The 25,098-nt window shown below is 63.9% G+C and carries 24 protein-coding genes and 1 tRNA gene; 5 read left to right on the top strand and 20 right to left on the bottom strand.

Annotation, left to right across the window (positions count from 1 at the left end; all coding sequences use genetic code 11):
* The 3 genes from B6V72_RS04515 to B6V72_RS04505 all read right to left on the bottom strand — a co-directional run bounded on the left by B6V72_RS04515 (window position 1) and on the right by B6V72_RS04505 (window position 2,034).
* Window positions 1-762: an ion channel gene (locus B6V72_RS04515; RefSeq protein WP_075774027.1), complete on the bottom strand. Its 762-nt coding sequence runs from the start codon at window positions 760-762 to the stop codon at window positions 1-3.
* 112 nt (window positions 763-874) lie between these two features.
* A complete protein-coding gene (locus tag B6V72_RS04510) occupies window positions 875-1,426 on the bottom strand; it encodes a hypothetical protein (protein WP_088722329.1) in 552 nt (183 codons plus the stop codon).
* Window positions 1,427-1,701: 275 nt separating this feature from the next.
* Window positions 1,702-2,034, bottom strand: coding sequence for a hypothetical protein (locus B6V72_RS04505; protein ID WP_075774025.1), 333 nt, complete (start codon window positions 2,032-2,034; stop codon window positions 1,702-1,704).
* Between the two features lie 282 nt (window positions 2,035-2,316).
* Between B6V72_RS04505 and ettA the strand changes: the two genes are divergently transcribed.
* Both ettA and B6V72_RS04495 read left to right on the top strand, forming a co-directional pair.
* Complete coding sequence (ettA, locus tag B6V72_RS04500; RefSeq protein WP_088734844.1) at window positions 2,317-3,972, top strand: energy-dependent translational throttle protein EttA; 1,656 nt, start codon at window positions 2,317-2,319, stop codon at window positions 3,970-3,972.
* 191 nt (window positions 3,973-4,163) lie between these two features.
* Entirely contained in the window at window positions 4,164-4,973 is an 810-nt protein-coding gene (locus B6V72_RS04495; RefSeq protein WP_075774023.1) for a division plane positioning ATPase MipZ, read from the top strand.
* A gap of 102 nt (window positions 4,974-5,075) precedes the next feature.
* Here the strand turns inward: B6V72_RS04495 and B6V72_RS19125 are convergent, their stop codons facing one another.
* The 16 genes from B6V72_RS19125 to B6V72_RS04420 form a co-directional block, all read right to left on the bottom strand.
* Window positions 5,076-5,216: a hypothetical protein gene (locus B6V72_RS19125; protein ID WP_157771605.1), complete on the bottom strand. Its 141-nt coding sequence runs from the start codon at window positions 5,214-5,216 to the stop codon at window positions 5,076-5,078.
* A 123-nt stretch (window positions 5,217-5,339) separates the two neighbouring features.
* The gene (locus B6V72_RS04490; RefSeq protein ID WP_088734842.1) at window positions 5,340-6,089 is read right to left on the bottom strand and encodes a VPLPA-CTERM sorting domain-containing protein; all 750 of its coding nucleotides are present in this window, start codon (window positions 6,087-6,089) and stop codon (window positions 5,340-5,342) included.
* A gap of 191 nt (window positions 6,090-6,280) precedes the next feature.
* A complete protein-coding gene (locus tag B6V72_RS04485) occupies window positions 6,281-8,170 on the bottom strand; it encodes an acyl-CoA synthetase (protein ID WP_088734840.1) in 1,890 nt (629 codons plus the stop codon).
* 169 nt (window positions 8,171-8,339) lie between these two features.
* Window positions 8,340-10,121 (bottom strand): ABC transporter transmembrane domain-containing protein, encoded by a 1,782-nt coding sequence (locus B6V72_RS04480; RefSeq protein ID WP_075774020.1) that lies wholly within the window; start codon window positions 10,119-10,121, stop codon window positions 8,340-8,342.
* Window positions 10,122-10,247: 126 nt separating this feature from the next.
* Window positions 10,248-10,329, bottom strand: a tRNA-Leu gene (locus tag B6V72_RS04475).
* Between the two features lie 51 nt (window positions 10,330-10,380).
* Window positions 10,381-11,157, bottom strand: coding sequence for an enoyl-CoA hydratase-related protein (locus B6V72_RS04470; protein ID WP_075774019.1), 777 nt, complete (start codon window positions 11,155-11,157; stop codon window positions 10,381-10,383).
* Between the two features lie 104 nt (window positions 11,158-11,261).
* Window positions 11,262-12,437, bottom strand: a complete 1,176-nt coding sequence (locus tag B6V72_RS04465; protein WP_088734838.1) for an acetyl-CoA C-acyltransferase — start codon at window positions 12,435-12,437, stop codon at window positions 11,262-11,264.
* 8 nt (window positions 12,438-12,445) lie between these two features.
* Window positions 12,446-13,738: an ArgE/DapE family deacylase gene (locus tag B6V72_RS04460; RefSeq protein ID WP_088734836.1), complete on the bottom strand. Its 1,293-nt coding sequence runs from the start codon at window positions 13,736-13,738 to the stop codon at window positions 12,446-12,448.
* 8 nt (window positions 13,739-13,746) lie between these two features.
* Window positions 13,747-14,400 (bottom strand): 3-oxoacid CoA-transferase subunit B, encoded by a 654-nt coding sequence (locus tag B6V72_RS04455; RefSeq protein WP_240497681.1) that lies wholly within the window; start codon window positions 14,398-14,400, stop codon window positions 13,747-13,749.
* Entirely contained in the window at window positions 14,387-15,079 is a 693-nt protein-coding gene (locus tag B6V72_RS04450) for a CoA transferase subunit A (protein ID WP_088719567.1), read from the bottom strand. Before B6V72_RS04450 ends, B6V72_RS04455 begins: the two co-directional genes overlap by 14 nt.
* Entirely contained in the window at window positions 15,076-16,434 is a 1,359-nt protein-coding gene (locus B6V72_RS04445; protein ID WP_088734834.1) for an aspartate aminotransferase family protein, read from the bottom strand. Before B6V72_RS04445 ends, B6V72_RS04450 begins: the two co-directional genes overlap by 4 nt.
* Window positions 16,431-17,201 (bottom strand): amino acid ABC transporter ATP-binding protein, encoded by a 771-nt coding sequence (locus B6V72_RS04440; protein ID WP_088722324.1) that lies wholly within the window; start codon window positions 17,199-17,201, stop codon window positions 16,431-16,433. Before B6V72_RS04440 ends, B6V72_RS04445 begins: the two co-directional genes overlap by 4 nt.
* Window positions 17,202-17,217: 16 nt before the next feature.
* Window positions 17,218-17,874 carry an amino acid ABC transporter permease gene (locus tag B6V72_RS04435; RefSeq protein ID WP_075774012.1) on the bottom strand — a complete coding sequence of 219 codons (657 nt, stop codon included), beginning with the start codon at window positions 17,872-17,874 and terminating at the stop codon, window positions 17,218-17,220.
* A 47-nt stretch (window positions 17,875-17,921) separates the two neighbouring features.
* A complete protein-coding gene (locus B6V72_RS04430; protein WP_075774011.1) occupies window positions 17,922-18,569 on the bottom strand; it encodes an amino acid ABC transporter permease in 648 nt (215 codons plus the stop codon).
* 10 nt (window positions 18,570-18,579) lie between these two features.
* Window positions 18,580-19,371 carry a creatininase family protein gene (locus tag B6V72_RS04425; RefSeq protein ID WP_075774010.1) on the bottom strand — a complete coding sequence of 264 codons (792 nt, stop codon included), beginning with the start codon at window positions 19,369-19,371 and terminating at the stop codon, window positions 18,580-18,582.
* A gap of 94 nt (window positions 19,372-19,465) precedes the next feature.
* Entirely contained in the window at window positions 19,466-20,251 is a 786-nt protein-coding gene (locus tag B6V72_RS04420; RefSeq protein ID WP_075774009.1) for an ABC transporter substrate-binding protein, read from the bottom strand.
* Between the two features lie 155 nt (window positions 20,252-20,406).
* On the opposite strand from B6V72_RS04420, the gene B6V72_RS04415 reads away from it, so the two are divergent.
* A complete protein-coding gene (locus B6V72_RS04415; protein WP_075774008.1) occupies window positions 20,407-21,363 on the top strand; it encodes a LysR family transcriptional regulator in 957 nt (318 codons plus the stop codon).
* A 9-nt stretch (window positions 21,364-21,372) separates the two neighbouring features.
* On the opposite strand, the gene B6V72_RS04410 is transcribed toward B6V72_RS04415, so the two are convergent.
* Window positions 21,373-21,957, bottom strand: coding sequence for a cupin domain-containing protein (locus B6V72_RS04410; protein WP_075774007.1), 585 nt, complete (start codon window positions 21,955-21,957; stop codon window positions 21,373-21,375).
* Window positions 21,958-22,115: 158 nt separating this feature from the next.
* Between B6V72_RS04410 and B6V72_RS04405 the strand changes: the two genes are divergently transcribed.
* Window positions 22,116-23,390 (top strand): 4-aminobutyrate--2-oxoglutarate transaminase, encoded by a 1,275-nt coding sequence (locus B6V72_RS04405; protein WP_075774006.1) that lies wholly within the window; start codon window positions 22,116-22,118, stop codon window positions 23,388-23,390.
* A gap of 1 nt (window position 23,391) precedes the next feature.
* A complete protein-coding gene (locus B6V72_RS04400; protein WP_088734831.1) occupies window positions 23,392-24,846 on the top strand; it encodes an NAD-dependent succinate-semialdehyde dehydrogenase in 1,455 nt (484 codons plus the stop codon).
* The last annotated feature ends 252 nt before the right edge of the window (window positions 24,847-25,098 follow it).

Raw genomic sequence — 25,098 nt, 5'->3', positions numbered from 1 at the left:
TCAGGTTATCCCTTCGGTGTCGATATGGATGACCTCGCCGCAATGCTTGCAATGGACCGCATCGGCATCGTGCAGTTTCAACCCGCAGGTCGGGCATTCGTGACGCACCTTCGTTGGCCGGAACAGAACCTGAGCGAGCCGCAGGAAAAGCGTCACCCCGAAGATCATGATCGCGACCGAGATCATCCGCCCCCATTCGCCCTTGGGGGTGATGTCGCCGAAGCCCGTCGTCGTCAGCGTGGTGACGGTGAAATAGAGCGCGTCGGCGTAATTTTTGATCTCCGGGTTGATCCGCACCTGCGTCGAATAGATCAACCCGGTCATGACGAAGAGGAAAACCAGAAGGTTGATCGCCGCGACGATAATCTCTTCGTGGTGCCGGAATAGAGAGAAATCCGCCCGCAGCCGCGCGAGCAATTGGTAGGTGTGCAACAGCCGCAGCGTCCGCAGGATTCGCAGAAAGCCCAACCCCTGCCCCGCGATCGGCGCAAGGAAGGAGCCGATCGCGATCAGGTCCGCCCAGGTCGGCGCGCGGGTCCAGAACCGCACCTTCTCGCCCGAGATCGCGTAACGGGCGAGGAAATCCGCCACGATCACGACGCCGATCACGGCATCGATCGCGCCTATGGTGCTGGAATGCGGAAAGAACGAGGTCACGATGACGAAGACGATCGTCAAGAGGTCGAAAATCAGAAGCCCGTAGCGGAAGACATGCGCCCGGTGGCTCTCGCCCTCGTAATAATGCCTTAGCGTTTCGAGCATGTTCTCTCCCATAGGTCTCGCTCAGGGATACAGGCTTTGACCGCCCTGTCAAAGCGCATGAAAAAGGCGGCCCCGAAGGACCGCCCCTTTCGTCAAGTCAGGCGATGTCAGGTCAGGAAGCCTTCGGCGCGAAGTGCATCGTCGTGGGTTGCGACGAAGCGCCTTGGGTCACGATGAAATGGGCGTCGCCATAGTTGCCGCGCTGCACGTCATGCTGGATGCGCTGAAGCTGGGCAACGGTGTAGTTGTCGGGGTTGAGCCCAAGCTGCGAAGCCATCTGGGTCTTGCCCGGCGTGGTCCTGCCGAGGCCGGGACCGCCCGGTTGCCGGTCCGCGTGGCTGCGGTAGTAGGCCAGCTTGGCAGTATCGCCCTTGCGCGCTGCGTGGAGCATTTTCTGCAACTCTCCCACCGAATATTGCGTGGGATCGACATTGTTGAGACCGGCGAAGGTTTGCAGCTCTGCGGCAACTTGCGCTCTGCCCTGATTGGTCGCGTTGACGACCATCGATGACCCTTGGGTTTGCGGCGTCATCGAAGGCGCGATGACACCCAGGTCCGAATTATTGTCAGGCCCGTTATAGGTCGTGGCGGCCGAAGCGAGTCCGGCGGAGCCTGCCGTGAGGGCGAGCGCTGCGATAGCAGTAGTCAGAAGATTGCGGGTCATGATGAAATCCTTTCATCAGCAGGTTGATTTTCCGCGGCACCGTCTGGCGCCGATGACCCCGACTTATGAACCCAATCATCGCACAAAAGGCCGTTTCGGCCCGCTCCCATGTTTACTCAAACACATATACACAGGGAACTCTCGCCCGTTCCAGACGCCGTGAAGTATCTGGAATACATGTGAAAACCAACTTTATCGAAAGAAAATGGCAGGTTCGCACATATAGAAACGGCCCCCGCGAGGGAGCCGTTTTCGGTCAGAACACTGCGTCGACCTTACGCGTCACGGCCCATCACGGGCTGCGGCGCCACGTCGACCGGCTGACGGTTGGTGTGGTTGATGACGTATTTCGCCTCGTCGCGATTGCCGTTGCGCAGCGCGTTCTGGATGCGGAACAGCTCGGCGGTGGTGTATTCGGCCGGGTTCAGACCGAGTTGGGCCGCGATCTGGGCCTTGCCGGGGGTCACTTCGCCAACAGCCGAGCCTTTGCTGGCCGACGAGCTTTGCGACATCGAGGGCGCGATGGAGCCGTAGCCGTCACCGCCGGCAGCAGCCAGCGACGTGCTCAGGGCGAGGGCGAGGACGGAAGTCGTGATAAGCGTTTTCATGGTTACTCTCCTATACGAATACGCATGTTGTTCTTCTCACCGAGAGCGAAGCGACAGGGGGAAGCGTCTGTGCCCTCGGCGATGACGCTGATCTAGGATCGTTCGCATTCGCAGGAAACTGGCGATTTCAAACACAGTTCTGCGCATCTGCGCACCTTGAAAATTGACAGTTCCGCGACAGAAGCGGCAGGCTCGCCCGTAGGCTCCCGCCACGCCCCCTTTCCCTATCCCGGCTTTCCGCATAGAAGGCGCCCAAACCCCTTATTCCATACGAGGTCGACTATGGCGTCCTATCAATATGTCTATCACATGGATGGTGTCTCGAAGACCTATCCGGGTGGCAAAAAATGCTTCGAAAACATCCGCCTGAATTTCCTTCCCGGCGTGAAGATCGGCGTCGTGGGCGTAAACGGCGCGGGTAAGTCCACGCTGCTGCGCATCATGGCCGGCATCGACAAGGATTTCTCGGGCGAGGCCTGGGCCGCGAAAGGCGCGAAAGTCGGTTACCTCCCGCAGGAGCCCGATCTGGACCCGGCGCTGAACGTGCGCGGCAACGTCATGGAAGGCGTGTCCGCCAAGAAGGCCAAGCTGGAGCGCTTCAACGAGCTGGCGATGAACTACTCGGACGAGACCGCCGAGGAGATGGCCCAGCTGCAGGACGAGATCGACTCGGAGAACCTGTGGGATCTCGACAGCCAGGTCGACGTCGCGATGGAGGCCCTGCGCTGCCCGCCGGACGACGCCGACGTCGAAACCCTCTCGGGCGGTGAGCGCCGCCGGGTCGCGCTGTGCAAGCTGCTGCTCGAAGCGCCCGACATGCTGCTCTTGGACGAACCGACCAACCACCTCGACGCGGAAACCATCGCGTGGCTGCAAAAGCACCTGATCGAATACAAGGGCACGATCCTCTGCGTCACGCACGACCGTTACTTCCTCGACGACATCACCTCGTGGATCCTCGAACTCGAGCGCGGCCGCGGCATCCCTTACGAAGGCAACTACTCCGCATGGCTGGAGCAGAAAGCCAAGCGCCTCGAGCAGGAAGCCCGCGAAGACAAGGCCAAACAGAAGGTCCTCGAGAAGGAACTTCAGTGGATCCGCGCCGGCGCGAAAGCCCGTCAGGCGAAGTCCAAAGCGCGTATCTCGGCCTATGAAAAGATGGCGGACCAGTCCGAGCGCGAGCGCGTCGGCAAGGCCCAGATCATCATCCCGAACGGCCCGCGTCTGGGCGGCAAGGTGATCGAGGTCGAGGGCATCTCGAAACATTACGGCGACAAGCAACTGATCGAGGACCTGTCCTTCTCGATCCCGCCGGGTGCCATCGTCGGCGTGATCGGCCCGAACGGCGCCGGGAAATCCACGCTGTTCCGCATGATCACCGGTCAGGACAAGCCCGACACCGGCGAGATCACCCTCGGCGAGACCGTCAAGCTCGCCTATGTCGACCAGTCGCGCGACGCGCTGGATGCGAACAAGACCGTCTGGGAGGAAATCTCCGGCGGGGCCGAACTCATCGAACTGGGCGACGCGCAGGTCAACAGCCGTGCCTATTGCGGCGCGTTCAACTTCAAGGGCGGCGACCAGCAGAAGAAGGTGGGTCTCCTCTCGGGTGGTGAGCGCAACCGCGTCCACATGGCCAAGCTGCTGAAAGAGGGCGGCAACGTGCTGCTGCTCGACGAACCGACCAACGATCTGGACGTCGAAACTCTGCAGGCGCTGGAAGCCGCGATCGAAGACTTCGCCGGCAACGCGATCATCATCTCGCACGACCGCTTCTTCCTCGACCGCCTCTGCACCCACATCCTCGCCTTCGAGGGCGACGCCCATGTGGAATTCTTCGAGGGCAACTTCGAGGACTACGAGGAAGACAAGATCCGTCGTCTCGGCCCGGATGCGGTCGAGCCGAAGCGGGTGAAGTACAAGAAGTTCAGCCGGTAAGTTCCGACACACACTTCGAACGAAAAGCGAAAGCGCAGAGCATAACCATGCTCTGCGCTTTTCTCTGTTGCTTAAACGCAGTGTTTCTAGGCCACGGCACCTCGCCCCTCGCGCGCCACCTTCCCCAGTTCCCTATTGCCATCTATAGTGTCTGGTAAGGGACAAGACACAAGACAAAGCGGGGATGGGACTTGGCGCATATCATCGTGATGGGCAACGAAAAGGGTGGGTCGGGGAAGTCCACCACCTCGATGCATGTGGCGACCGCCTTGGCGCGGATGGGATGGAAAGTGGGGGCGCTCGATCTCGATCTGCGGCAGCGCAGCTTCGGGCGCTATATCGAGAACCGGCTGGCCTATATGGATCGTGAGGGGCTCGACCTGCCCTGCCCCGATTATCGCGAACTGCCCGAGGTGGACGCCTCGACGCTGGGTCCGGGCGAGAACCCCTATGACCACCGTCTGTCGACTGCCGTGGCCGAGATGGAGCCGTCCTGCGATTTCATCCTGATCGACTGCCCCGGCTCGCATACGCGGCTGTCTCAGGTCGCGCATTCGCTGGCCGATACGCTGGTCACGCCGCTCAATGACAGTTTCATCGATTTCGACCTGCTGGCGCGGATCGATCCGGTGACGTCGAAGGTGATCGGCCCCTCTATCTATTCCGAGATGGTCTGGTCGGCGCGGCAGCTGCGCGCGAAGGCGGGTCTGAAGCCGATCGACTGGATCGTGCTGCGCAACCGCGTGGGCGCCCAGCAGATGCACAACAAGCGCAAGGTGGGCGCGGCGCTCGAACAGCTCTCGAAGCGCATCGGGTTCCGCGTCTCGCCCGGCTTCTCCGAACGGGTGATCTTCCGCGAGCTGTTCCCGCGCGGGCTGACGCTTCTGGACCTGAAGGACCTCGGCGTCGAGAGCCTCAACATCTCCAACGTGGCGGCCCGTCAGGAAGTGCGCGACCTGATGAAGGAGCTGGACCTGCCTGGCGTCGCGGTCGACTTCTGAGGCCCTCTCCCGGCGCGAAAAGCGGAAAAAACAAACGCCCGCTGGGAATGACCCTCGGGCGTTTCGTCACTGGCACTGGACTTGCACTAAGGCGCGCGGCTCTTACTGAGGCTTCGGCATCTCGGCGAAGGGCGAGACGCGGCTGCGGCGGGGCGCGGGCATCGCGCCAAGGGCCTTCATCCTCACTTCGATACGGTCCTCCCGACGCTTGAAGAAGCTGAAAAGGGCAATCAGGCGGCTCATTCCGTGTCTCCTTTGCATCGACGCCGTTCTGGCGTCACCCTTTCAGATTTCCGCTCAATTGAGGCGCTTACGTGGCGGGCTGTGGATATGTCGGTGGCGTTGTCGGGACGCTTTCACGGCCTGTTACGCGGCGGCAAAGCTGTCGCAATTTGCGACCGGGTCGCGCGCGCGCCGGCGACCGAGCCAGCCAAGCCCCACGAAAAGCCCCAGCCCAGCCAGCATCATCCAGACCGAGGCGGGCAGCGGCACGGTAGCAGGCGTCTCGACCATCATCGCGATCTCGTCCAGCGAGGCGTTCATATAGTAGTAATTCGTCTCGACATCGAACTGGATTCCCAGCGTCGAGCCCACCCCGGCCTGCAGGTAGCTGGTCAGGTCGTAGCTCAGCGCCGTCGCACCCTGTGTCGTCGCATCGCCCGGCTGCGTCGCAAAAATCTGCGAGATCACCGCCCCCGCGTTGTCGATCAGGCTCACGCGGAACTGCTGGTTCGGGTCATCGTAGCCCAAGAGGTAATGGTTCACGATCTGATAGGTGAAGTTGAAGCTGGCGCTGATCACCTGATCGGGCACCGCAAAGAATTGCGTCAACGTCGATACACCGTAGCCGGTCTGCTCGTTCATCACGTCGTAATTGCCCGAAATCGGATCGACGCGCCGCGTCGGCCCGCGCGGGTTGAACCGCCCGCTATTGATCTGGAAGTCATCGGCGAAGGCGGTGCTCGATGTGCTCCAGCCCGAGAGGTTACCGGTCTCGAAATCACCGTTCGTGATCAGGTCCACGGTCACCGCCTGCGCGGCCGAACTGTACAGAACGCTCGCCACAAAGAGGGCAAGGGCGCGTTTCACGAAACGGGCAATGGTAATCCGGAACATCGTTACACTCGATCTCAATGGTGCCGATCCGTCCTTGCGAATGCGGCTTCTTTAACTTTCTTTAACCATTGAAATCGGAACCTACTTGGGCCGGTCGGGGGCAATTTCGCGATGCACCGCCACGATGTCTCCATAATCGAAGCGCCGCCCCTGAGGGCGGCGCAATGGGTGGCAGAGATCTGAAGGGGTGCTTACTGTGCCCAGTCCCACGGCACGGTAAACTCGCCCAGCTTATGGGCCAGCGCGTCCTGATCGCAGTCGCCAGTGGTCGCGACATGCGCCACCAGACCGCGTTTCTTGTCCTCTGTGACCGAGATCACATGCGCCTTGATGCCGGCGTTTTCCAGCTCGCCATTGAGCACCCGCATGATCGCCTTCTTGCGTAGGTCGGGCTTGAAGATCTTGCCCACCGCCGTCTTCGGCAACTCGTCCATCACCTCCAGGTATTTGGGGATCGCGGCGCGCTCGTGGATATTCGCTTTCGCGTGTTCCATCAGCTCCTCGTTGGTGACTTCGGCATCCGCCACCAACTCGACATAGGCGCAGGGCAGCTCGCCCGCGAAACTGTCCGGCTGGCCGATCGCGCCCGCGAAAGCGACGGCCGGGTGGCTCAGCAGCGCGTCCTCGATCTCTGCCGGGTCGAGATTGTGCCCGCCCCGGATGATCAGATCCTTCGCGCGGCCCGTGATCCAGAGATAGCCGTCCTCGTCGATGCGGCCCAGATCGCCAGTACGCAGGAAACGCTCCTCGGCGAACAGATCGTGGTTCTTGTCCGGCTCGGTATAGGTCGAGCCCTCGAAGACGCCCGGATTGGCGACGCAGATCTCGCCGACCTCGTCACGTCCGCATTCGTCGAACGTGCCGTTGCGCTTCTTGAGGATGCGCACATGGGTATAGGGCATCGGAATCCCGACGGAGCCCACCTTCTTCATCCCGTCCACCGGATTGACCGACACCAGGCAAGTCGCTTCGGTGAGGCCGTAGCCTTCCGCGATCTCGACCCCGGTCGCCGCCTTGAAGCGGTTATAAAGCTCGATCGGCAGCGGCGCAGAGCCCGAGAGCGCGGTCCGCAGCGAGGAGATATCGGCATCGACTTTGCGCTGCACCATCGCCGAGACCGCAGTGGGCACGGTGATGAGGAAGGTCACCTGCCAGCGCTCGATCAGCTTCCAGAAATTGTCGAACACCCCCTCCCCACGATAGCCCGCAGGGGTCGGGAAAATGACATGCGCGCCCGAGGCGATGGCCGACATCAGGATCGGATAGGCCGCGAAGACATGGAACAGCGGCAGCGGGCACATCATCACGTCGTCCTGCTTGAACAGGAGCCGACCACCGAGCCAGCCATTGTAGATCATGCCGGAATATTTGTGCTGCGCGACCTTGGGCATGCCGGTGGTGCCGCCAGTGTGGAAATAGGCCGCGACGCGATCCTCGTTGGGGTTGTCAAACATCAGCCTGTCACCGGGCATCTTCGCGGCTTCGCCGTTGAAGCTCATCACCTTCGCGTTGTGCTTCACCCCGGTCTTGGGACGCACGAAGGGCACGATCCAGCTTTTCGGCGGCGAGAGGTAGCGGTTGAGATCGACTTCGAGCACAGCCTCGACATTCGGCGCAAGCCGCACGGCTTCAGCCGCCTTCTGCGCCACGTCCGTCTTCGGGAACGCCTTCAGGGTGACGAGAACCTTCGCCTTGGTTTCGCGCAGGATCGCGCCGATCTGCTCGGGCTCGAGAAGCGGGTTGATCGGGTTCACGATCCCGGCCGTGGCCCCCGCAAGCAGCACCGTCGCGGTCTCCAGCGAATTCGGAAGCAGATAGGCCACCGTGTCGGTCGGCCCGACGCCCAGATGGCGCAGCAGGTTCGCGGCCTGCGTGACCTTGCCGTGCAGTTGCGACCATGTCAGCGTCTCCGCCTTGTCGGTCGGGCCGGACATGATCTGGAACGACAGGGCCGGACGATCGCCATGGGCCTTGGCGGTCTCGCTGAGAAAACCGTAAAGCGTTTCGGGGCGGTTGCGCGCCTCCCAGGGTTTCTCGGCCTCGACCGCATCACGGTCGGCAACTGTCGCGAATTTCTGCATTATTCTCCTCCCGGGGCCGCCGCGATCCTCCACTGACGGGCCACGCGCAGGATGCGGCAAAAGCGCCCGCCACGGCAAGAGTTACGCCGCCGCCAAAACGTCACGTCACGCAAAATCTGACGTGGGGAAACAAGCGTCCGGGTTCAAGGTGGAAAGGCGCGAACGCCTCTCACGCTCCTTCGGTGAATTGCAGCTTCGCCAGTTCCGCATAGAGACCACCCTCGGCCACGAGACTGTCATGCGTGCCCTGCGCGACGATCTTGCCTTCCTCGAAGACGACGATCCGATCGGCCTTTTTCACGGTGGCCAGACGGTGCGCCACGATCACCGTGGTGCGCGTCTTGGCCAGCTGATCGACCGCCGCCTGCACTTCGCGTTCCGAGGCTGCATCGAGCGCCGAGGTCGCCTCGTCCAGAAGCAGGATCGGTGCGTCGCGCAGGATCGCGCGAGCAATCGCGATACGCTGCTTCTGCCCGCCCGAAAGCATCACGCCGCGCTCGCCGACATAGGTGTCGAACCCGTCGGGTAGAGCCTCGAGGAAGTCATAGGCATGGGCCGCGCGCGCAGCCTCCTCGACCTCGCGGTCGGTCGCATCGGGACGCCCAAAGCGAATATTGTCGCGCGCCGAAGCCGCGAAGACGACCGGATCCTGCGGCACAAGCGCGATCGCCTGACGGAAATCATGCCGCGCCATGTCGCGCAGGTCGTAGCCGTCGATCATGACTTTGCCGGTTTCGGGATCCCAGAACCGCTGGATCAACTGCACGACGGTCGTCTTGCCCGCGCCCGAGGGCCCGACCAGCGCGACCGTCTCGCCCGGCGCGATGTCGAGATCGACATGGTCGAGCGCGGAGGCCTGCGGCCGCGACGGGTAGTGGAAGCTCACATCCTCAAACCGGATCGCGCCGGTCGCCGGCATCGGCAGCGGCACCGGATGCTCGGGGTCTTTCACCGAGTCCTCGCTTTGCAGCAGCTCCACCAGACGCTCGGTCGCGCCGGCCGCCCGCTGCAATTCGGACCAGATTTCCGACAGCGCTCCGACGGAACCCGCGACCATCACCGCGTAGATCACGAATTGCACCAGTTCGCCCACGCTCATCTCGCCCGCGCGCACGTCGCGCGCGCCGATCCAGAGCACGCCCACGACGCCGGCGAAGACAAGGAAAATCACGATCACGGTCATCACCGCCCGCGTGCCGATCCGTTTCTTGGCGGAGAGGTAGGCTTTCTCGGTGACGTCGGAGAATTTCTCGCGGGTGATCGCCTCATGGGTGAAGGCCTGCACGGTCTGCGCCGCCAAAAGCGACTCCGAGGCCGAGCCCGAGGAATTCGCGATCCAGTCCTGGTTCTCGCGGCCCAGCACCCGCAGGCGGCGGCCCAGAACCACGATCGGGACCACGACCACCGGCACGACCAGCAGCACCAGCCCGGTCAGCTTGGCCGAGGTGAAGAGCAGCATGATCAACCCGCCGATCAGGATCAGCACGTTGCGCAGCGCGACCGAGACGGACGAGCCGATCACCGAGAGGATCAGCGTGGTGTCGGTCGTGATGCGCGAGATGATTTCGCCGGTCAGGATGCGCTCGAAGAATGCGGGGCTCATCGAGATCACCCGGTCGAACACCGCCTTGCGGATATCGGCCACGACCCGTTCGCCGAAGCGCGTCACGAGGTAGTAGCGCAGCCCCGTCCCGATCGCGAGCAGACCCGCGATGACCAGCGCGGCGAAGAAATACTGATCCAGCAGCGCCGCGCCCTTCTGGAATCCGTCCACCACGCGGCGCACCGCGAGCGGCAGGATCAGCGAGATCGTGGCGGTGGCGATCAGCGCCAAGAGCGCCCCGAAGGCGAGCCCCTTGTAAGGTGCGATGAAGGGGCCGAGCCCCTTGAGCGCGCCGATCTTCTTCGTCTTGGGCCGGTCATCGGCCGGTCCCGTCGGTCTGCGAGCCATGAATTCCCCCTTGCTTGACGACGGGTTTAGGCGGCGGGGGCATTGCGGGCAAGCCTCGATTGGCAAAGCCTGCGGCACGCGCATGCCCGGACGGCCTCACGATAGCTCACATTTTCGCAGGAAGGCTACGGGCGGCCGGACTCGAACCGGCACGGGCAATGCCCAAGGGATTTTAAGTCCCGTGTGTCTACCATTCCACCACGCCCGCAGCGCGCTCTGGCTAGCGCGGGCGCGGCGGCTTGGCAAGGCCGCTGGGCGCTCAACGCCCCTCGAATTTCGGCGCGCGCTTCTCGAGGAACGCCGTCACGCCTTCGCGGAAATCGTGACTCTGACCGAGGCTGCCCTGCAGCTCCGCTTCCAGTTCCAGCTGGGTCGACAGATCATTGCTGTAACCTTCGCGCAGCGAGCGCTTCACCGCGCGATAGGCCGCCGTCGGACCATTGGCCAGATGCGCCGCCCGGGTGCGCCAGTGGTGGTCGAAATCGACCTCGGCGATGGCCTCCCAGATCATGCCCCAATCGGCCGCCTGCCGCGCCGTGATCTTGTCGGCAAACAGAGCCATGCCCATTGCGCGGGCAAAGCCCACCTGACGCGGCAGCCAATAGGTGCCGCCCGCATCCGGCATCAGCCCGATCCGCGTGAAGGCCTGAATGAAGCTCGCCGCTTCCGAGGCGATCACCACATCCGCGGCCAGCGCAATATTCGCGCCCGCCCCTGCCGCAGGCCCGTTCACCGCGGAGACCACGGGCAGCGGGCTCTCGTAGATCGCTTTGAGCATCGGCTCGTATTCGTCGCGCAGCACCCGCTCCAGATCGAGCCCGGCCGCCGAGACGCCATCGCCCAGATCCTGCCCCGAGCAGAAGGCACGGCCCGCGCCGGTCAGCACGATCACCCGTGCCTCATCCTCGGCGCGTTTCACCGCCTCGAGGATTTCCGCGCGCATCTGCGCGTTAAGCGCGTTCATCACATCGGGCCGGTTGAGCGTGATCACCGCGACCTGCTCTTCGACCTCGTAACGGATAACCTTGAACACCATCTGGAAAACGCGCCTCCCTCTTTGTCGCGCGCCCACGATAACGCGGGTCACGCGAAGGGAAAGCGGAACGGGGCGTCACACGCGCAACGCCCACACCGATTTATTCAGAAGATCTCGAACAGGCCCGCAGCCCCCTGCCCGCCGCCGATGCACATCGACACGACGCCGTAGCGCGCACCGCGGCGCTTGCCTTCCAGCAGGATATGGCCCGCCATGCGCGCGCCCGACATGCCATAGGGATGGCCGATCGAGATCGCGCCGCCATTGACGTTGAGCTTATCGTCGGGAATGCCCAGCCGGTCGCGGCAATAGAGAAGCTGCGAAGCGAAGGCCTCGTTGATCTCCCACAGGTCGATATCGTCGATGGAGAGCCCCGCACGCTCCAGCAGGCGCGGAATCGCGAAGACCGGACCGATGCCCATCTCGTCAGGTGCACAGCCCGCGACCGCCATGCCCCGGAACGCGCCCAGCGGCTCCAGCCCACGCCGCGCGGCTTCCTCGGCGGACATCACCACGCAGGCGGACGCGCCGTCGGAGAGCTGGCTCGCATTGCCTGCGGTCACGCATTTGTCGGGGCCCAGCACCGGCTTGAGCCCTTGAAGCCCCTCCAGCGTGGTCTGCGGCCGGTTGCATTCGTCGCGTTCCAGCCGCACCGACTGCTCCGAGACGTCGCCCGTGGCCTTGTCCTTCACCAGCTTCACCGCCTCGACCGGCACGATCTCGGCATCGAAGCGACCGGCCTCCTGCGCGGCGGCGGTGCGCGTCTGGCTTTGCAGCGCATAGGCATCCTGCGCCCCGCGGGTTACGCCATAGCGTTCGGCCACGACCTCCGCCGTCTCGATCATCGACATGTAATAGGCGTCGGGCACGCCGGGGCTGCGGTAGCGATAGCCGTTCCAATGCTCGTTCTGCACCAGCGAGATCGAGTCGAGCCCGCCCGCAAGCGCCACGTCCATCTCGCCCGTCATCACGCCATGAGCCGCCGCCGCGATCGCGTTGAGGCCCGAGGCGCATTGTCGGTCCAGCGTGACGCCCGCCACGGAGTCGGGCAGGCCCGACGCCTGCGCGATATGGCGCGCCACGTTGACGCCGGTGGAGCCCTGCGTGAGGGCCGAGCCGAAGATCGCATCGGCGATCTCGCCGCCCTCAAGGCCTGCACGGGAGACGGCCGCGCGCACGGCATGAGCGGCCAGCGCCGGGCCTTCGAGATTGTTGAACGCGCCGCGATAGGCCTTGCCGATGGGCGTGCGGGCGGTGGAGACGATGACAGCGTCGCGCATGGGTATCCTCAGATGGTTTCGAGCCCGCACCAGTCCGCGATGAACAGGGCGGTGCTCTGGGTGATGCGACGGATGCTTTCCAGCTCGACGCGCTCGTTGAAGCCGTGGATCGCCTCGGCACGCGGCCCGTAGACCAGCGCGGGCGTGTCGGCATAGAGCCCGAAGAAACGGGCATCGGTGGTCGCGGTGATCGCCACGCGGTCGAGATCACTCTCGTTGACGCTGCGATGCGCCCCTTCGAGAGCACCAATCGCGGCCTTCGCCGTGGCGGAGTGGTCGTCGGAAAGCGCATAGCCCTCGGCCATGAAGCCGTGCCAGACGATCTCGGGCAGCGAGTTCTTCAGGAAGGCGTTATTGCGCGCGGCGTCCATGATGGTCTCGGTGATCTCGGCACGCGCGGCGGCGATATCCTGACCCGGATAGATCGCGATGCGCATGTCGAAGATGCACCAGGCCGGGACGGAGGACGCCCAGTCACCGCCCTGGATCTTGCCGATATTGAGGTTGATCGGATGATGGACGTGGGCGAAATCCCCGTGCCGACACCCCGGCGCGTTCCAGCGCTCCTCCAGCCCGTGCAGCGCCTCGATCAGCGGAATTGCGGCCTCGATCGCATTGGCGCCGGTGCCGGCATAGGCCACATGCGTGGGCAGACCCTTCAGGTGCACCTGCGCCCAGACCACGCCGAGCTGCGCGTCGACCAGCTTTTCCTCGAACGGTTCGGGGATCAGCGCGGCGTCGGCGCGGTAACCGCGCTCAAGGCAGGCCAGCGCGCCGTTGCCGGTGCACTCCTCTTCCACGACGGATTGGAAGAACACATCCGCCCCGGGAGCGAAACCCGCCTTGCGCAGCGCATCGAGCGCGAAGAGGTTCGACACCAACCCCGCCTTCATGTCCCCCGCGCCGCGCCCATAGAGCCAGCCATCGGCGACATGCGGCTCGAACGGCGGCGCGTCCCACATGCCCAGAGGCCCCGCAGGCACCACGTCGATATGGCCGTTGAGGATCAGCGAGCGCCCCTTCCGCGATTGGCTGCGATGGGTGCCCACCACATTCACCGCGTCCTCGTAATCGCCCATCACCGGCGAGAAACCCGGCATGTCGCGGATTTTCTCGACGTCGATCTGCCAGCGATCCACCTCGTAGCCGCGCTCATCGAGGGCAGCGGCCATGAAGTCCTGCGCGCTCTGCTCCTGCCCACGGGTGGACGGGTGCGCGGTCAGCTCGGAGAGAAACGCGGTCTCGTCATCGAATGCGGCGTCGACCGCCGAGAGGATGCGGGTTTTAAGCTCGGTATCCATGTCATGCCTCAGAATCTGGGAATGTCGCCTTGCGGCAGCGCAAGGGGCGCGCCGGTCGCCTCGCGGATCTCCGCCTCGGAAATGCCCGCAGCCAGTTCGACCAGCGCGAAGCCTTGATCGGTCACGTCCACCACCGCCATGTCGGTATAGATCCGCGCCACGCGCCCCTTTGCGGTCAGCGGCAGCGAGCAGGTCTCGAGCAGCTTCGGATTGCCCTTGCGGTCGCAATGGGTGGTCATCACGACGACACGGCGCGCTTTCTGCGCCAGCTCGATCGCGCCGCCCGCGCCGGGGGAGAACTTGCCCGGGATCTTCCAGTTCGCCAGATCGCCGTTCTGCGCGACCTCGAAGGCGCCCAGCAGCGTCAGGTCGAGCCGCCCGGAGCGCACCAGCGCGAAGCTCACTGCACTATCGAAGAAAGCCGAGCCGGGGATGGTCGAGACATAGGCCCCGCCCGCGTCGATCAGGTTCCGGTCGGCGCGTTCCGGCGACAGCGTCGGCCCGATCCCGGTCAGCCCGTTTTCCGAATGCAGGCAGACGGGAAAGTCGGAAGGCAGGTGGTTGACCACCTTGGTGGGCAAGCCGATGCCAAGGTTCACGACCATGCCGGGCGCGATTTCGCGCGCGGCGCGGGCCACCATGCGAGCTCTAGCGTCTGACAATGCCATACTCCTCGGAAATCGCGTCGAGTTTCACGACGTGGTCGACGAAGGCGCCGGGGCTTTCGACCGCGTCCGGATCGAGCCCGCCCAGCGGTAGCAGCTCTTCGGTCTCCGCGATCACGCGGCTCGCGGCCATCGCCATGAGCGGGTTGAAATTGCGGGCGGTTGCGGCATAGGCGAGATTGCCGAAGCAATCGGCGCGCGCGGCATGGACCAGCGCCACGTCGCCCCGCAGAGCGGACTCGACCAGCATCGGACGACCGTTCATCTCGACGATCTGCTTGCCCTGCGCCAATTCCGTATCGATGCCGATATCGGTCAGGATCGCACCGAGTCCGGCGCCTCCGGCCCGGATACGTTCGGCGAGGATGCCTTGCGCGCAGAACTCGACCTCCATCCGGCCCTCGTTCATCGCCGCGATGGCGTTGGCGTTAAGGCCGAGATGGGTGACGATCAGCTTGCGCACCTGTCCACCCGCGATCAGGTGGTCGATGCCCATGCCCGCCTCGTTGGCATCGTTCTTGACCAGAACAAGGTCGCGCTGCCCCTGACGCGCCAACTCGCGCAGGAGCGCGAAGGGGGTACCGGGCACACCGAAGCCGCCCACCAGCACCGTGGCGCCGTCGGGGATCTGCGCCACCACCTCTTCCATCGCGATGGATTTGTCGGGCAGCTTCATGCGCTGACCTCCTCGACCACCGGCAGGTCGTGATTGGCGGCAAAGGCGTCGAGCGCGTCGGTGAGGATCGCGATGATCTCTTCGATCTGTGCCTCGGTCACGATCAGCGGCGGGCATACGAGGAAATGGTCGCCCTCATAGCCGCTTCGCGTGCGACGCGAATAGATGATGAGGCCGCGCTCATAAGCCAGCTCGACGAGCTCGACATGCGCGTTCCACTCTTTCGGCAGAACCTTCATCGTCTCGCGGTCCGAGACCAGTTCGAACGCCAGCAGCAGGCCCTTGCCGCGCACGTCGCCGATGAAGGGGTAGCGATCCATGAGCGCGGTCAGCCGCGCCTTGAGAACATCGCCCATCCGCGCGGCGTTGCCGATCAGATCCTGCTCTTCCATCTCGTCAAGCACCGCGAGACCCGCCGCGCAGGCCAGAGGGTTGCCCGCATAGGTGAAGCCGTGCAGGAAGCCGCCCGCGTCGAGGAGCGTCTCCACAATGTCGTGACGCGCGACCACGGCACCCAGAGGCGCGTAGCCCGCGCCGAAGCCTTTCGACATCGCGACGATATCGGGGATGATCCCCCAATGCTCGGCGGCGAGGAACTTGCCGGTACGCCCGGCCCCGGTCATCACCTCGTCATAGATCAGCAGGATGCCGTATTCTTCGCAGATCTCGGCCACGCGGGTATAGTAGCTGTCAGGCGCCACCAGCGCACCGGTCGAAGCCCCGCCCACTGGCTCCATCAAAAAGGCGAGTACCGTCTCGGGGCCCTCGGCCTCGATCTTCTCGCGCAGCATCTCGGCATATTTGATGCCGCGCTCTTCCTCGGTAAGGTTGTCGCGATCGAGATAGCAGGTCGGTGCCGGAACCTTCGGCATCTCCGTGAACATCGGCGCGAACTTCCCGGTGAAGATCGGGCTGCCCGTGACGCCGAGCGAGCCCATCGTCGCGCCGTGGTAGGATGGCAGCCGCGAGATCACCTTGTAGCGGCTCTCCTCGCCCTGCGTGACCGCGTATTGCCGTGCGAGCTTGATCGCGGTTTCGACCGCCTCGGAGCCGCCGGACACGAAGAACACCTTGTCGAGCCCTTCCGGCATCCGCGCGGCGACCCGTGCGGCGAGATCCTCGGACGGGTGCGTGCGGAAATGCAGCCGGTAGCCGAAGGTCGAACGGTCCATCTGCGCCTTCATCTTCTCCAGCACGCGCGGATTGGAATGGCCGATATTCGAGACCATCGCCCCCGAAGAGCCGTCGATATAGCGTTTCCCGTTCTCGTCGTAGTGGTAGATTCCCTCGGAGCGTTCGAGGAAAGGCCGCGGCTGGCGCGACTGATAGAACAGGTGAGACTTTTCAGTCGTCATTTTGCACCTTCGAGATGTTTGCGCAGGAAATTCCGGGTCCGTTCCTGGGTCGGGTTCTTGAAGACCTGCTCGGGCGGGCCCTCCTCGACCACGACGCCCTTGTCCATGAACAGCACGCGGTCGCAGACGGAGGCGGCGAAATCCATCTCGTGGGTGACGATGATCATGGTCATGTGCTCTTGGGCGAGCTTCTTCATGACCAGGTTCACCTCTTCCACCAACTCGGGATCGAGCGCCGAGGTGGCTTCGTCGAACAGCATCAGCTTCGGCCGCATCGCCAGCGCGCGGGCGATCGCCACACGCTGCTTCTGACCGCCCGAAAGCTGCGCAGGGTAATAGTCGATCCGCTCCAGCATGCCGACGTGATCGAGCTGCTCCTCGGCGAGCTTGTCGGCCTCCTTGTCGGAGATCTTCTTGAGCAGCTTCGGCGCCATCGTGACGTTGTCCCGAACGCTCAGATGCGGGAACAGGTTGAAGTGCTGGAACACCATGCCGATGTCCTGGCGCATTTTGTTGATGTGCTTCTCGTACTGGTTATGCGGCAGGGACTTGTTCACCTGCACCCCGTCGAGCCAGACCTCGCCGCCGGTCAGCGGATCGAGATCGTTGATGGCGCGCAGCAGCGTGGATTTGCCCGAGCCCGAAGGGCCGATGATCGCGACGATCTGGCCGCGCTCCACGTTGAGCGAGATATCCTTGAGCACTTCCAGCGAGCCGTAGGATTTCTGGGCGTGGCGGATCTCGACGAAGGATTGCGTCTCGGTCATGTCGATATCTCCCGGATCAGCGATAGAGGCGGTTGCGGTTCTCGAACCAGCGGATCACCGCCTCCATGCCGAGATTGATGATGTAGTAGAGAACGGCCGCAGCCGCGTAGAACTCGAAGGCGCGGTAGGTCTGGCCGATGGCGCGCTGCGCCGAGAGCGTCAGTTCCGACACCCCGATCACCGAGACCAGCGCCGAGTCTTTCAGAAGCGCGATCATGTTGTTGCCGATCGGCGGCAGCACGTCGCGCACCGCCTGCGGCACCACCACCTTGACGAGCGCTTGCCTGCGCGACAGGCCCAGCGTGCGTGCGGCCTCCATCTGGCCCTTGTCCACCGCGACCATCGCAGTCTGGATCAGTTCGGAATTATAGACCGCGAAGTGGAAGCCGAGGCCGATCACGCCCGCCACGAAGGCCGGAAGGTCGATACCGATCTGCACCAGCCCGAAATAGATCAGGAAGAGTTGCAGCAGCAGCGGCGTGCCCATGAAAAGCCAGGCGATGAAGCGCACCGGCAGGCGGATGATGGCAGGTGCATAGAGCGCGATCACCGCGAGCAGGATGCCCCCGAAGAAACTCAGCAGCGCCGAGGCGGCGGTGATGGCGATGGTCCACAGGACACCCAGCAAGAGCGTGCCGTAGAAAGGCGGGATGACGGAGAAATCGAGACCCATGGCTCACTCCTTCTCGTGCGGGCGGGAAAGGGGGGCGGATGCGCGGATCATTGGATGCGCACCCTGCGGTCGAGGAAGGCGATACCCTTGCCCACCGCCGTGATGATGACGAGGTAGAGTATCCCCGCGAGGAAGAACATCTCGAACGGCTTGTAAGTCGAACCGATGTAGCGCTGCGCGGTGTAGGTCAGCTCCACCACCGAGATCGCGGAGACCAGCGCGGTGCCCTTGATCTGAGCGTTGATGTTGACGCCGAGCGGCCGGATCATCAGGCGCAGCGCCTGCGGCAGCGTCACCTTGCGGAAGGCCTGCGCCTTCGACAGGCCCAGCGTGCGCGCGGCCTCGGTCTGCCCGCGGTCCACCGCGACGATGGCGCCCCGCATCGTCTCGGTCATGTAGGCCCCGATATTGACGCCCAGCCCGATCACACCGGCCTGAAACGCATCGAGCTGGATGCCGACCTGCGGGCCGCCGAAATACAGCAGGAACAGCTGAATCAGCGCGGGCGTGCCGCGAAAGAAGCTGACATAGGCGCCGCCTATGAAGCGCAAGAGGAAGAAGCGCGACAGCCGGAACGCTGCGCCAATTGCGCCGCAAATGAGCCCCAGCACGATGGTCAGGACCGACAGTTCGACCGTGATCACGGCGGCTTTCAGGAAGTACGGATAGACCTTGAGGATTAGTTCGATATCCACGGCATTCCCCTCAATGATGATCGCGGCGTGGCAGGATCGGCAGCGCGCGTATCTCACGCACGAGCGCTGTCGTCTCCTCGATCGCCGCTTCCAGGAACGCCTTGCCGGTCTCGGCATCGGCGACGGTCGGATCGCCCATGGTTCCATCGGGCGAGACCGAGGACCACCAGCGCATCAGCATCGCCTTGCCGCCACCGGCCGCCAAATCGAGATTGAAGAACTTGGTGTCGGGATCGTGCAGGTTCTGGCTTTCGGCCTTGTCGAGATCGACCAGATCGGGATGCAGATGCTTGTACATCGCAGCTTCGAATTCCCCGGCATGGGCGATGCCGCCCACTTCGGATTTGCGCAGGCCCTGAATACGGTCGCTGCACAGGTTCCAATACGATGCCGAGACGCAGATGATGCCGGTGCGGATGACCGTCTTGCGCGCCGCGAGATCGAGGATCGGGTGGTTCGACCCGTGCGAGTTCAGCAGCAGGATCCGGCGGAAGCCGTGATGCGCGAGCGACTCGGTCACATCGCAGACGAAGTTGATCAGCGTCTCCGGCTGGATCCAGATGACACCCGGAAAGTCCTTGTGGTGCTCGTTGAAGCCATAGGGGATCGCGGGCATCACGAATACTTCGTCGGGCGCGGCTTCGGCAACGCCATTGGCCACCGCCATCCCCAGAACCGTGTCCGTATCGAGCGGCATATGCGGCCCGTGATCTTCCGTCGCAGAGACATTCAGGATCACCACACGATCCTTGTCCGCGTCGCGGACCTGCTCCCAGGTCAGCTTTCCATATTCGGCGGTCATCCGTTCCGTGTCCTTTCGGGAATCCATCGAAGATTGCGGGAGGCAGGGCAGCCGTCAGAAGACGGGCTGCCCGCCATCCCTTGGGACGCGCCGATCAGCGGATGTCAGCGCCGATCCACTTCATCGCGATCTTCTCGTAGGTGCCGTCTTCCATCATGGAATCGAGCGCCTTCTGCATCGCATCTTTCAGCTCGGGATTGCCCTTGCGGATCGCGATGCCAGCACCGATCGCGTCGGTCTTCAGATCGTCGAGGATGCGGTATTTGTAGTCGTTCTTCTTCATCGCGAGGATCGCCGCGATCGAGTCGTTGATGATCGCGTCGACACGACCGTTCTGAAGCTCGAGGATCAGCTCGGGCAGACCCTTGTAGGTCTTCACGTTATAGCCTTGCTGACGCGCCCACTCTTCGTGCGTTTCACCAAGGGTCACACCGACAGTCACGTCCTTCAGATCGGCAACCGACTTGATCGGGCTGTCGGGCAGGACGAAGATCGCGCGTTTCGTCGTGTAATACGGACCGACGAAATCGACGACCTTCTCGCGCTCGGGGGTGATGGACATCGAGCCGACGATGGCGTCGTACTTGTTGGCCAGCAGACCGCCGATGATCCCGTCCCACGCGGTCGTCACGATCTCGGTCTTCAGGCCCATGCGCTTGGCGATCTCCTCACCGATGGCCGGATCGAAGCCCACGACCTCGTTCGAATCGTTGATGAAGTTGAAGGGCGGGTAGGCGCCCGACATGGCGATCCGGATCACGCCCTTTTCCTTGAGGCTTTCGAGCTCGTCAGCCGCGGCGAGGCTGGGCAGCGAAATGCCGGTGGCGGCGAGCGTGCTGGCCCCGAGGAGGGTCTTGAGAACGGTTCTGCGGTTGGTCATGGATCTCTCCTGTTGGTCATGACTGCGGGCGGCCTTGTTTCCGGCGCGTCCCGCCACGGCGAGCGCCCCATCCGGAGCCTCGTTGACGGGAACGCTTGCATGGCGACCGCCATTGCGCAAATAAATAATTGAAATCTTCACTATAGATCTGAGCTATGGTCAAACCCTACGAACAACGTTTCCCCTGGCATCTCGACTGGAACCTATTGCGGACTTTCATGGTCGTGGTGGAGCAGCGGGGCATCTCGCGTGCGGCCTATCTGCTGGGTCTGAAGCAGCCCACGATCTCGGCCGCGCTCAAGCGGCTGGAGGAACGTACCGGCCATGAGCTGATCATCCGAAAACCGAATGAATTCAAGGTCACTAGGGCGGGAAACCTGCTCTATCAGGAATGCGCGCAGATCTTCGGCGCCGTGTCGCAGATCCCCTCCCTGCTGGAGACCGGCGCAGAGGAGCTGCGGGGCCATATCGCGATCACCACGACGTCACATGTCATCTCCGATCACTACGACGCGGTGTTGCATGATTTCGCCACCGAACATCCCAAGGTGACCTTCTCGATGACCGTGGCCGAGAGCGAGGAAGTGGTGAATCGGGTGCAACAGAATCGGGCGAGCCTCGGGATTTGCCTGCTTCACAAGACACCCGAGAACCTGCGCGCACAGGTGCTCTACCGCGAATATTTCGGCCTGTTCTGCGGCAAGCGGCACCCGCTTTTCGAGCGCGAGAACATCTCGCTCGCGGAGATCGAGGGCGAGACCTCGGTGTCGTTCCAGACCGAGACCGAGGACGGCCCGCTTCACCCCGTCTCACTGCTCCGCGCGCGGGCCAAGCTCGCGCCGAGCTGGCGCGGGGTGTCGTCGAACCTTCACGAGCTGCGTCGAATGATCGTGGCAGGTGTCGGGATCGGTGCGCTGCCGCTGCATGTCGCGCATCGCGATGTCGAGGCCGGGCGGCTGCGCCAGTTGCCGCCCTATGACGGGTTGCCGATGGTGAATATCTACCTGCTCACCAACCCGCAGCGGAAGCAGTCGAGCGCGGAAACCGCATTCCTCGCGGCCTGTGATGCGATGATGGCCGAGAGCGATCTGGAAGAGCGCACCTATTATTGAGCGCGCGTCTCAGAAGGTGGGCGGTGTCGCGGCCGAGACCACCACGCAGCGCGCCTTGGCCACGTTGCGGAAACGGTGCGGCAGGCGGCTGTCGAACAGGTAGGCATCGCCCGCGCGCAGAAGCTCTGTTGTCTCGCCCACCGTCAGCAGCAACTCACCTTCGATGACAAACCCGCCCTCCTCGCCCTCGTGAGCATAGGCCTCCGCCCCGGTATCGGCGCCGGGCTCATAGGTCTCGTAAAGCAGCAGAAGGTTGGTCTGCCCCGACTTGCCCGCGCGTTTCAGCGAAAGCGCATCGAGCGCCGCGCCGCCCGAGCGGTAGATCCGGCCAGGGTTGATCTCGGTCAGCTCGGAGTGCCGGAAGACGAACTTGCCTGGCTCGGACGGCGTGTCGCTGTCGAAGAACTCCGCCAGCGTCATTTCGAGGATTTCGAGGATCTTGCGCAGCGAGGTGATCGAGGGAGAGGTCTTGTTGCGCTCGATCAGCGAGACAAGCCCGTTGGTGACGCCCGACCGCTGCGCCAGCTCGCGCTGCGACAATCCCTTGTCCTCGCGGATCGCCCGAAGCCGTCCGCCCACGTCGAATTCGCTCACCGCAAGCCTCCTGTCCTTTGCCTGTTCTAGAGTGCGGGCGGGCGGATTTCCAGCGCGCGCGCCATCGCCCTACGTTTAACAAACTAAACATTGCACAGCTATTCGTTAAACACTAGCGTCACATCATTCCGTGATTCTCCAGCACCTCAGGAGTACCCATGTCCAGCAATGCCGACCTCGAAACCCGCCGCGCCGCCGCCCTTGCCCGGGGCGTGGGTGTGCAGACCCAGAACTTCGCCGTCTCCGCCGAGAACGCCACCGTCACCGATGCCGATGGCCGCGAACTAATCGATTTCGCCGCCGGGATCGCGGTGGTGAACACTGGCCACCGCCACCCGAAAGTCATCGAGGCGGTGAAAGCCCAGCTCGATGCCTTCACCCATACCTGCCATCAGGTGATGCCCTACGAACCCTATGTGCGCCTTGCCGAACGCCTCAACGAGAAGGTGCCGGGGGATTTCGACAAGAAGTCGATCTTCGTCACCACCGGGGCCGAGTCGGTCGAGAACGCGATCAAGATCGCCCGCTCCTATACCGGCCGTAACGCGATCATCGCTTTCGGCGGTGGCTTCCACGGCCGGACCTTCATGACGATGACGCTCACCGGCAAGGTCGCGCCTTACAAGGCGGGCTTCGGTGCGATGATGCCCGACGTGTTCCACGTCCCCTTCCCGAACGCGCTGCATGGCGTGTCGACCGATGACAGCTTCGCTGCGATGGAGAGCCTGTTCAAAACCGATCTCGATCCCACGCGCCTCGCTGCGGTGATCTTTGAGCCGGTGCAGGGCGAAGGCGGCTTCAACCCGGCCCCGCATGATTTCGTCAAACGGCTGCGCACCTTCTGCGACGAGCATGGCATCGTAATGATCGCCGACGAGGTGCAGACCGGCTTCGCGCGCACCGGCACGATGTTCGCGATGGACGCCTATGGCGTGGCCGCGGACATCACGACCATGGCGAAGGGTCTGGGCGGCGGCCTTCCGATCGCGGCGGTGACAGGTCGCGCCGAAATCATGGACGCGGCGAACCCGGGCGGGCTGGGCGGCACCTATGGTGGCAACCCGCTGGGCGTCGCAGCCGGGAACGCGGTGCTCGACGTGATCGAGGAGGAAGACCTCTGCGCCCGCGCCAACGAGCTTGGCTCGCGCCTCAAGCAACGACTGGAGGCGATCCGCGCCAACATGCCGGAGATCGCCGAGATCCGTGGCCCCGGCTTCATGGTCGCGGTCGAGCTGATGACGGACGGCAAGCCCGACGCCGCGCTGACCCAGCGCATCCGTGTCGAAGCGCTCAACCGGGGCCTGCTGCTGCTGACCTGCGGCGTCTATGGCAACGTGATCCGCTTCCTCGCGCCGATCACCATCCCCGACGAGCAGATGGCCAAGGCGCTCGACATCCTCGAAGAGGCGATGACCGCCGCGAAGGAGGGCTGACATGCTCAAACTGAACGACCCGAGCCTGCTGGAAACCCGCGCCTATGTGAACGGCGAGTGGATCGAAACGGGCAAGACGTTTGACGTGACCGACCCAGCCACAGGAGAACTGGTGGCCAAGGTCGCCGATCTCGACGTGGACGCCACGCGCGCCGCGATCGAGGCCGCCCATGCCGCGAAACCGGACTGGGCCGCGCTCACCGGCAAGGAGCGCGCGGGCTACCTGCGGCGCTTCCACGACCTGATGATGGAAAATCAGGACGACCTCGCCGCGATCCTGACCGCCGAGATGGGCAAACCGCTCGCCGAGGCCAAGGGGGAGATCGCCTATGGCGCAAGCTTCCTCGAATGGTTCGCCGAAGAGGCCAAGCGCGTCTATGGCGACGTGATCCCCGGCCACCAGCGCGACAAGCGCATCCTCGTGATCCGTCAGCCGGTCGGCGTGGTGGGCTCGATCACGCCGTGGAACTTCCCCAACGCAATGATCGCGCGCAAGCTGGCCCCGGCGCTGGCGGCGGGCTGCACCTTCGTTGGGCGCCCCTCCGAGCTGACGCCGCTTTCGGCCCTCGCGATGGCCGTTCTGGCCGAGCGCGCGGGCATCCCGGCGGGTGTCTTCAACATCATCCCCGGCGTCGATGCGGCGGGCATGGGCGAAGAGCTCTGCGCCAATCCCAAGGTCGCCAAGATTACCTTCACGGGCTCGACCCGCGTGGGCAAGATCCTGATGCGCCAAGGGGCGGAGACGGTGAAGAAGATCAGCCTGGAACTGGGCGGCAACGCGCCATTCCTCGTCTTCGACGACGCCGATCTCGATGCGGCGGTCGATGGCGCGATGATCGCGAAGTTCCGCAATAACGGACAGACCTGCGTCTGCGCGAACCGGATCTACGTGCAGGCCGGCGTCTATGACGCCTTCGCCGAGAAGCTGACCGCGCGGCTTGCGACCCTGCGACCGGGCAACGGGTTCGCGCCGGGCGTAACCACCGGGCCGCTCATCAACGCGGACGCGCTCGCCAAAGTCGAGGCGCATATCGCGGACGCGACCGAGAAAGGTGCGCAGGTAGCTGCTGGCGGGCACCGCTCGAACCTAGGGCGCACCTTCTTCGAGCCGACGCTGCTGACCGGCGTGACGCAACAGATGCGGGTCGCGCGCGAGGAGACCTTCGGCCCGCTCGCCCCGCTGATCCGCTTCGAGACCGAGGCCGAGGCGATCGAGATGGCCAACGCGACCGAATTCGGGCTGGCGGGCTATTTCTACGCCCGTGACCTCGCCCGCGTCTGGCGTGTGGCCGAAGCGATGGAGACCGGGATCGTCGGCGTGAATACCGGGCTGATCTCGACCGAGGTAGCCCCGTTCGGCGGCATCAAGCAATCCGGTCTGGGTCGCGAAGGCTCGAAATACGGCATCGAAGATTTCACCGAGCTGAAATACATGTGCCTCGGCGGGATCGAGTAACCGCTGCACCTGAGACATCAGGGCGAGAATAGAGAAGCGGCGGGCTTTCCCGCCGCTTCTCTCATTTTAAAACGCGGACTGAAGAGCGCCTGCGCCCGGAGCGCGCCGAAGGCGCAGGGCGCGCGGCGGCCCGTCCCGACGGGCTGGGGCATTGGTGACCGCGCGCGACGCTCATTCGATGGAGGGGCGTGGCTGGAATAAAGCGCGTGCCGTCCAAGGTCGCGATGCGCCACCCCACGGGCCGCCGCGCGC

It is taken from the genome of Thioclava sp. F34-6 (assembly GCF_002213235.1).
Lineage (GTDB): Bacteria > Pseudomonadota > Alphaproteobacteria > Rhodobacterales > Rhodobacteraceae > Thioclava > Thioclava nitratireducens.
This window is presented reverse-complemented; position numbering and strand designations above follow the sequence as displayed.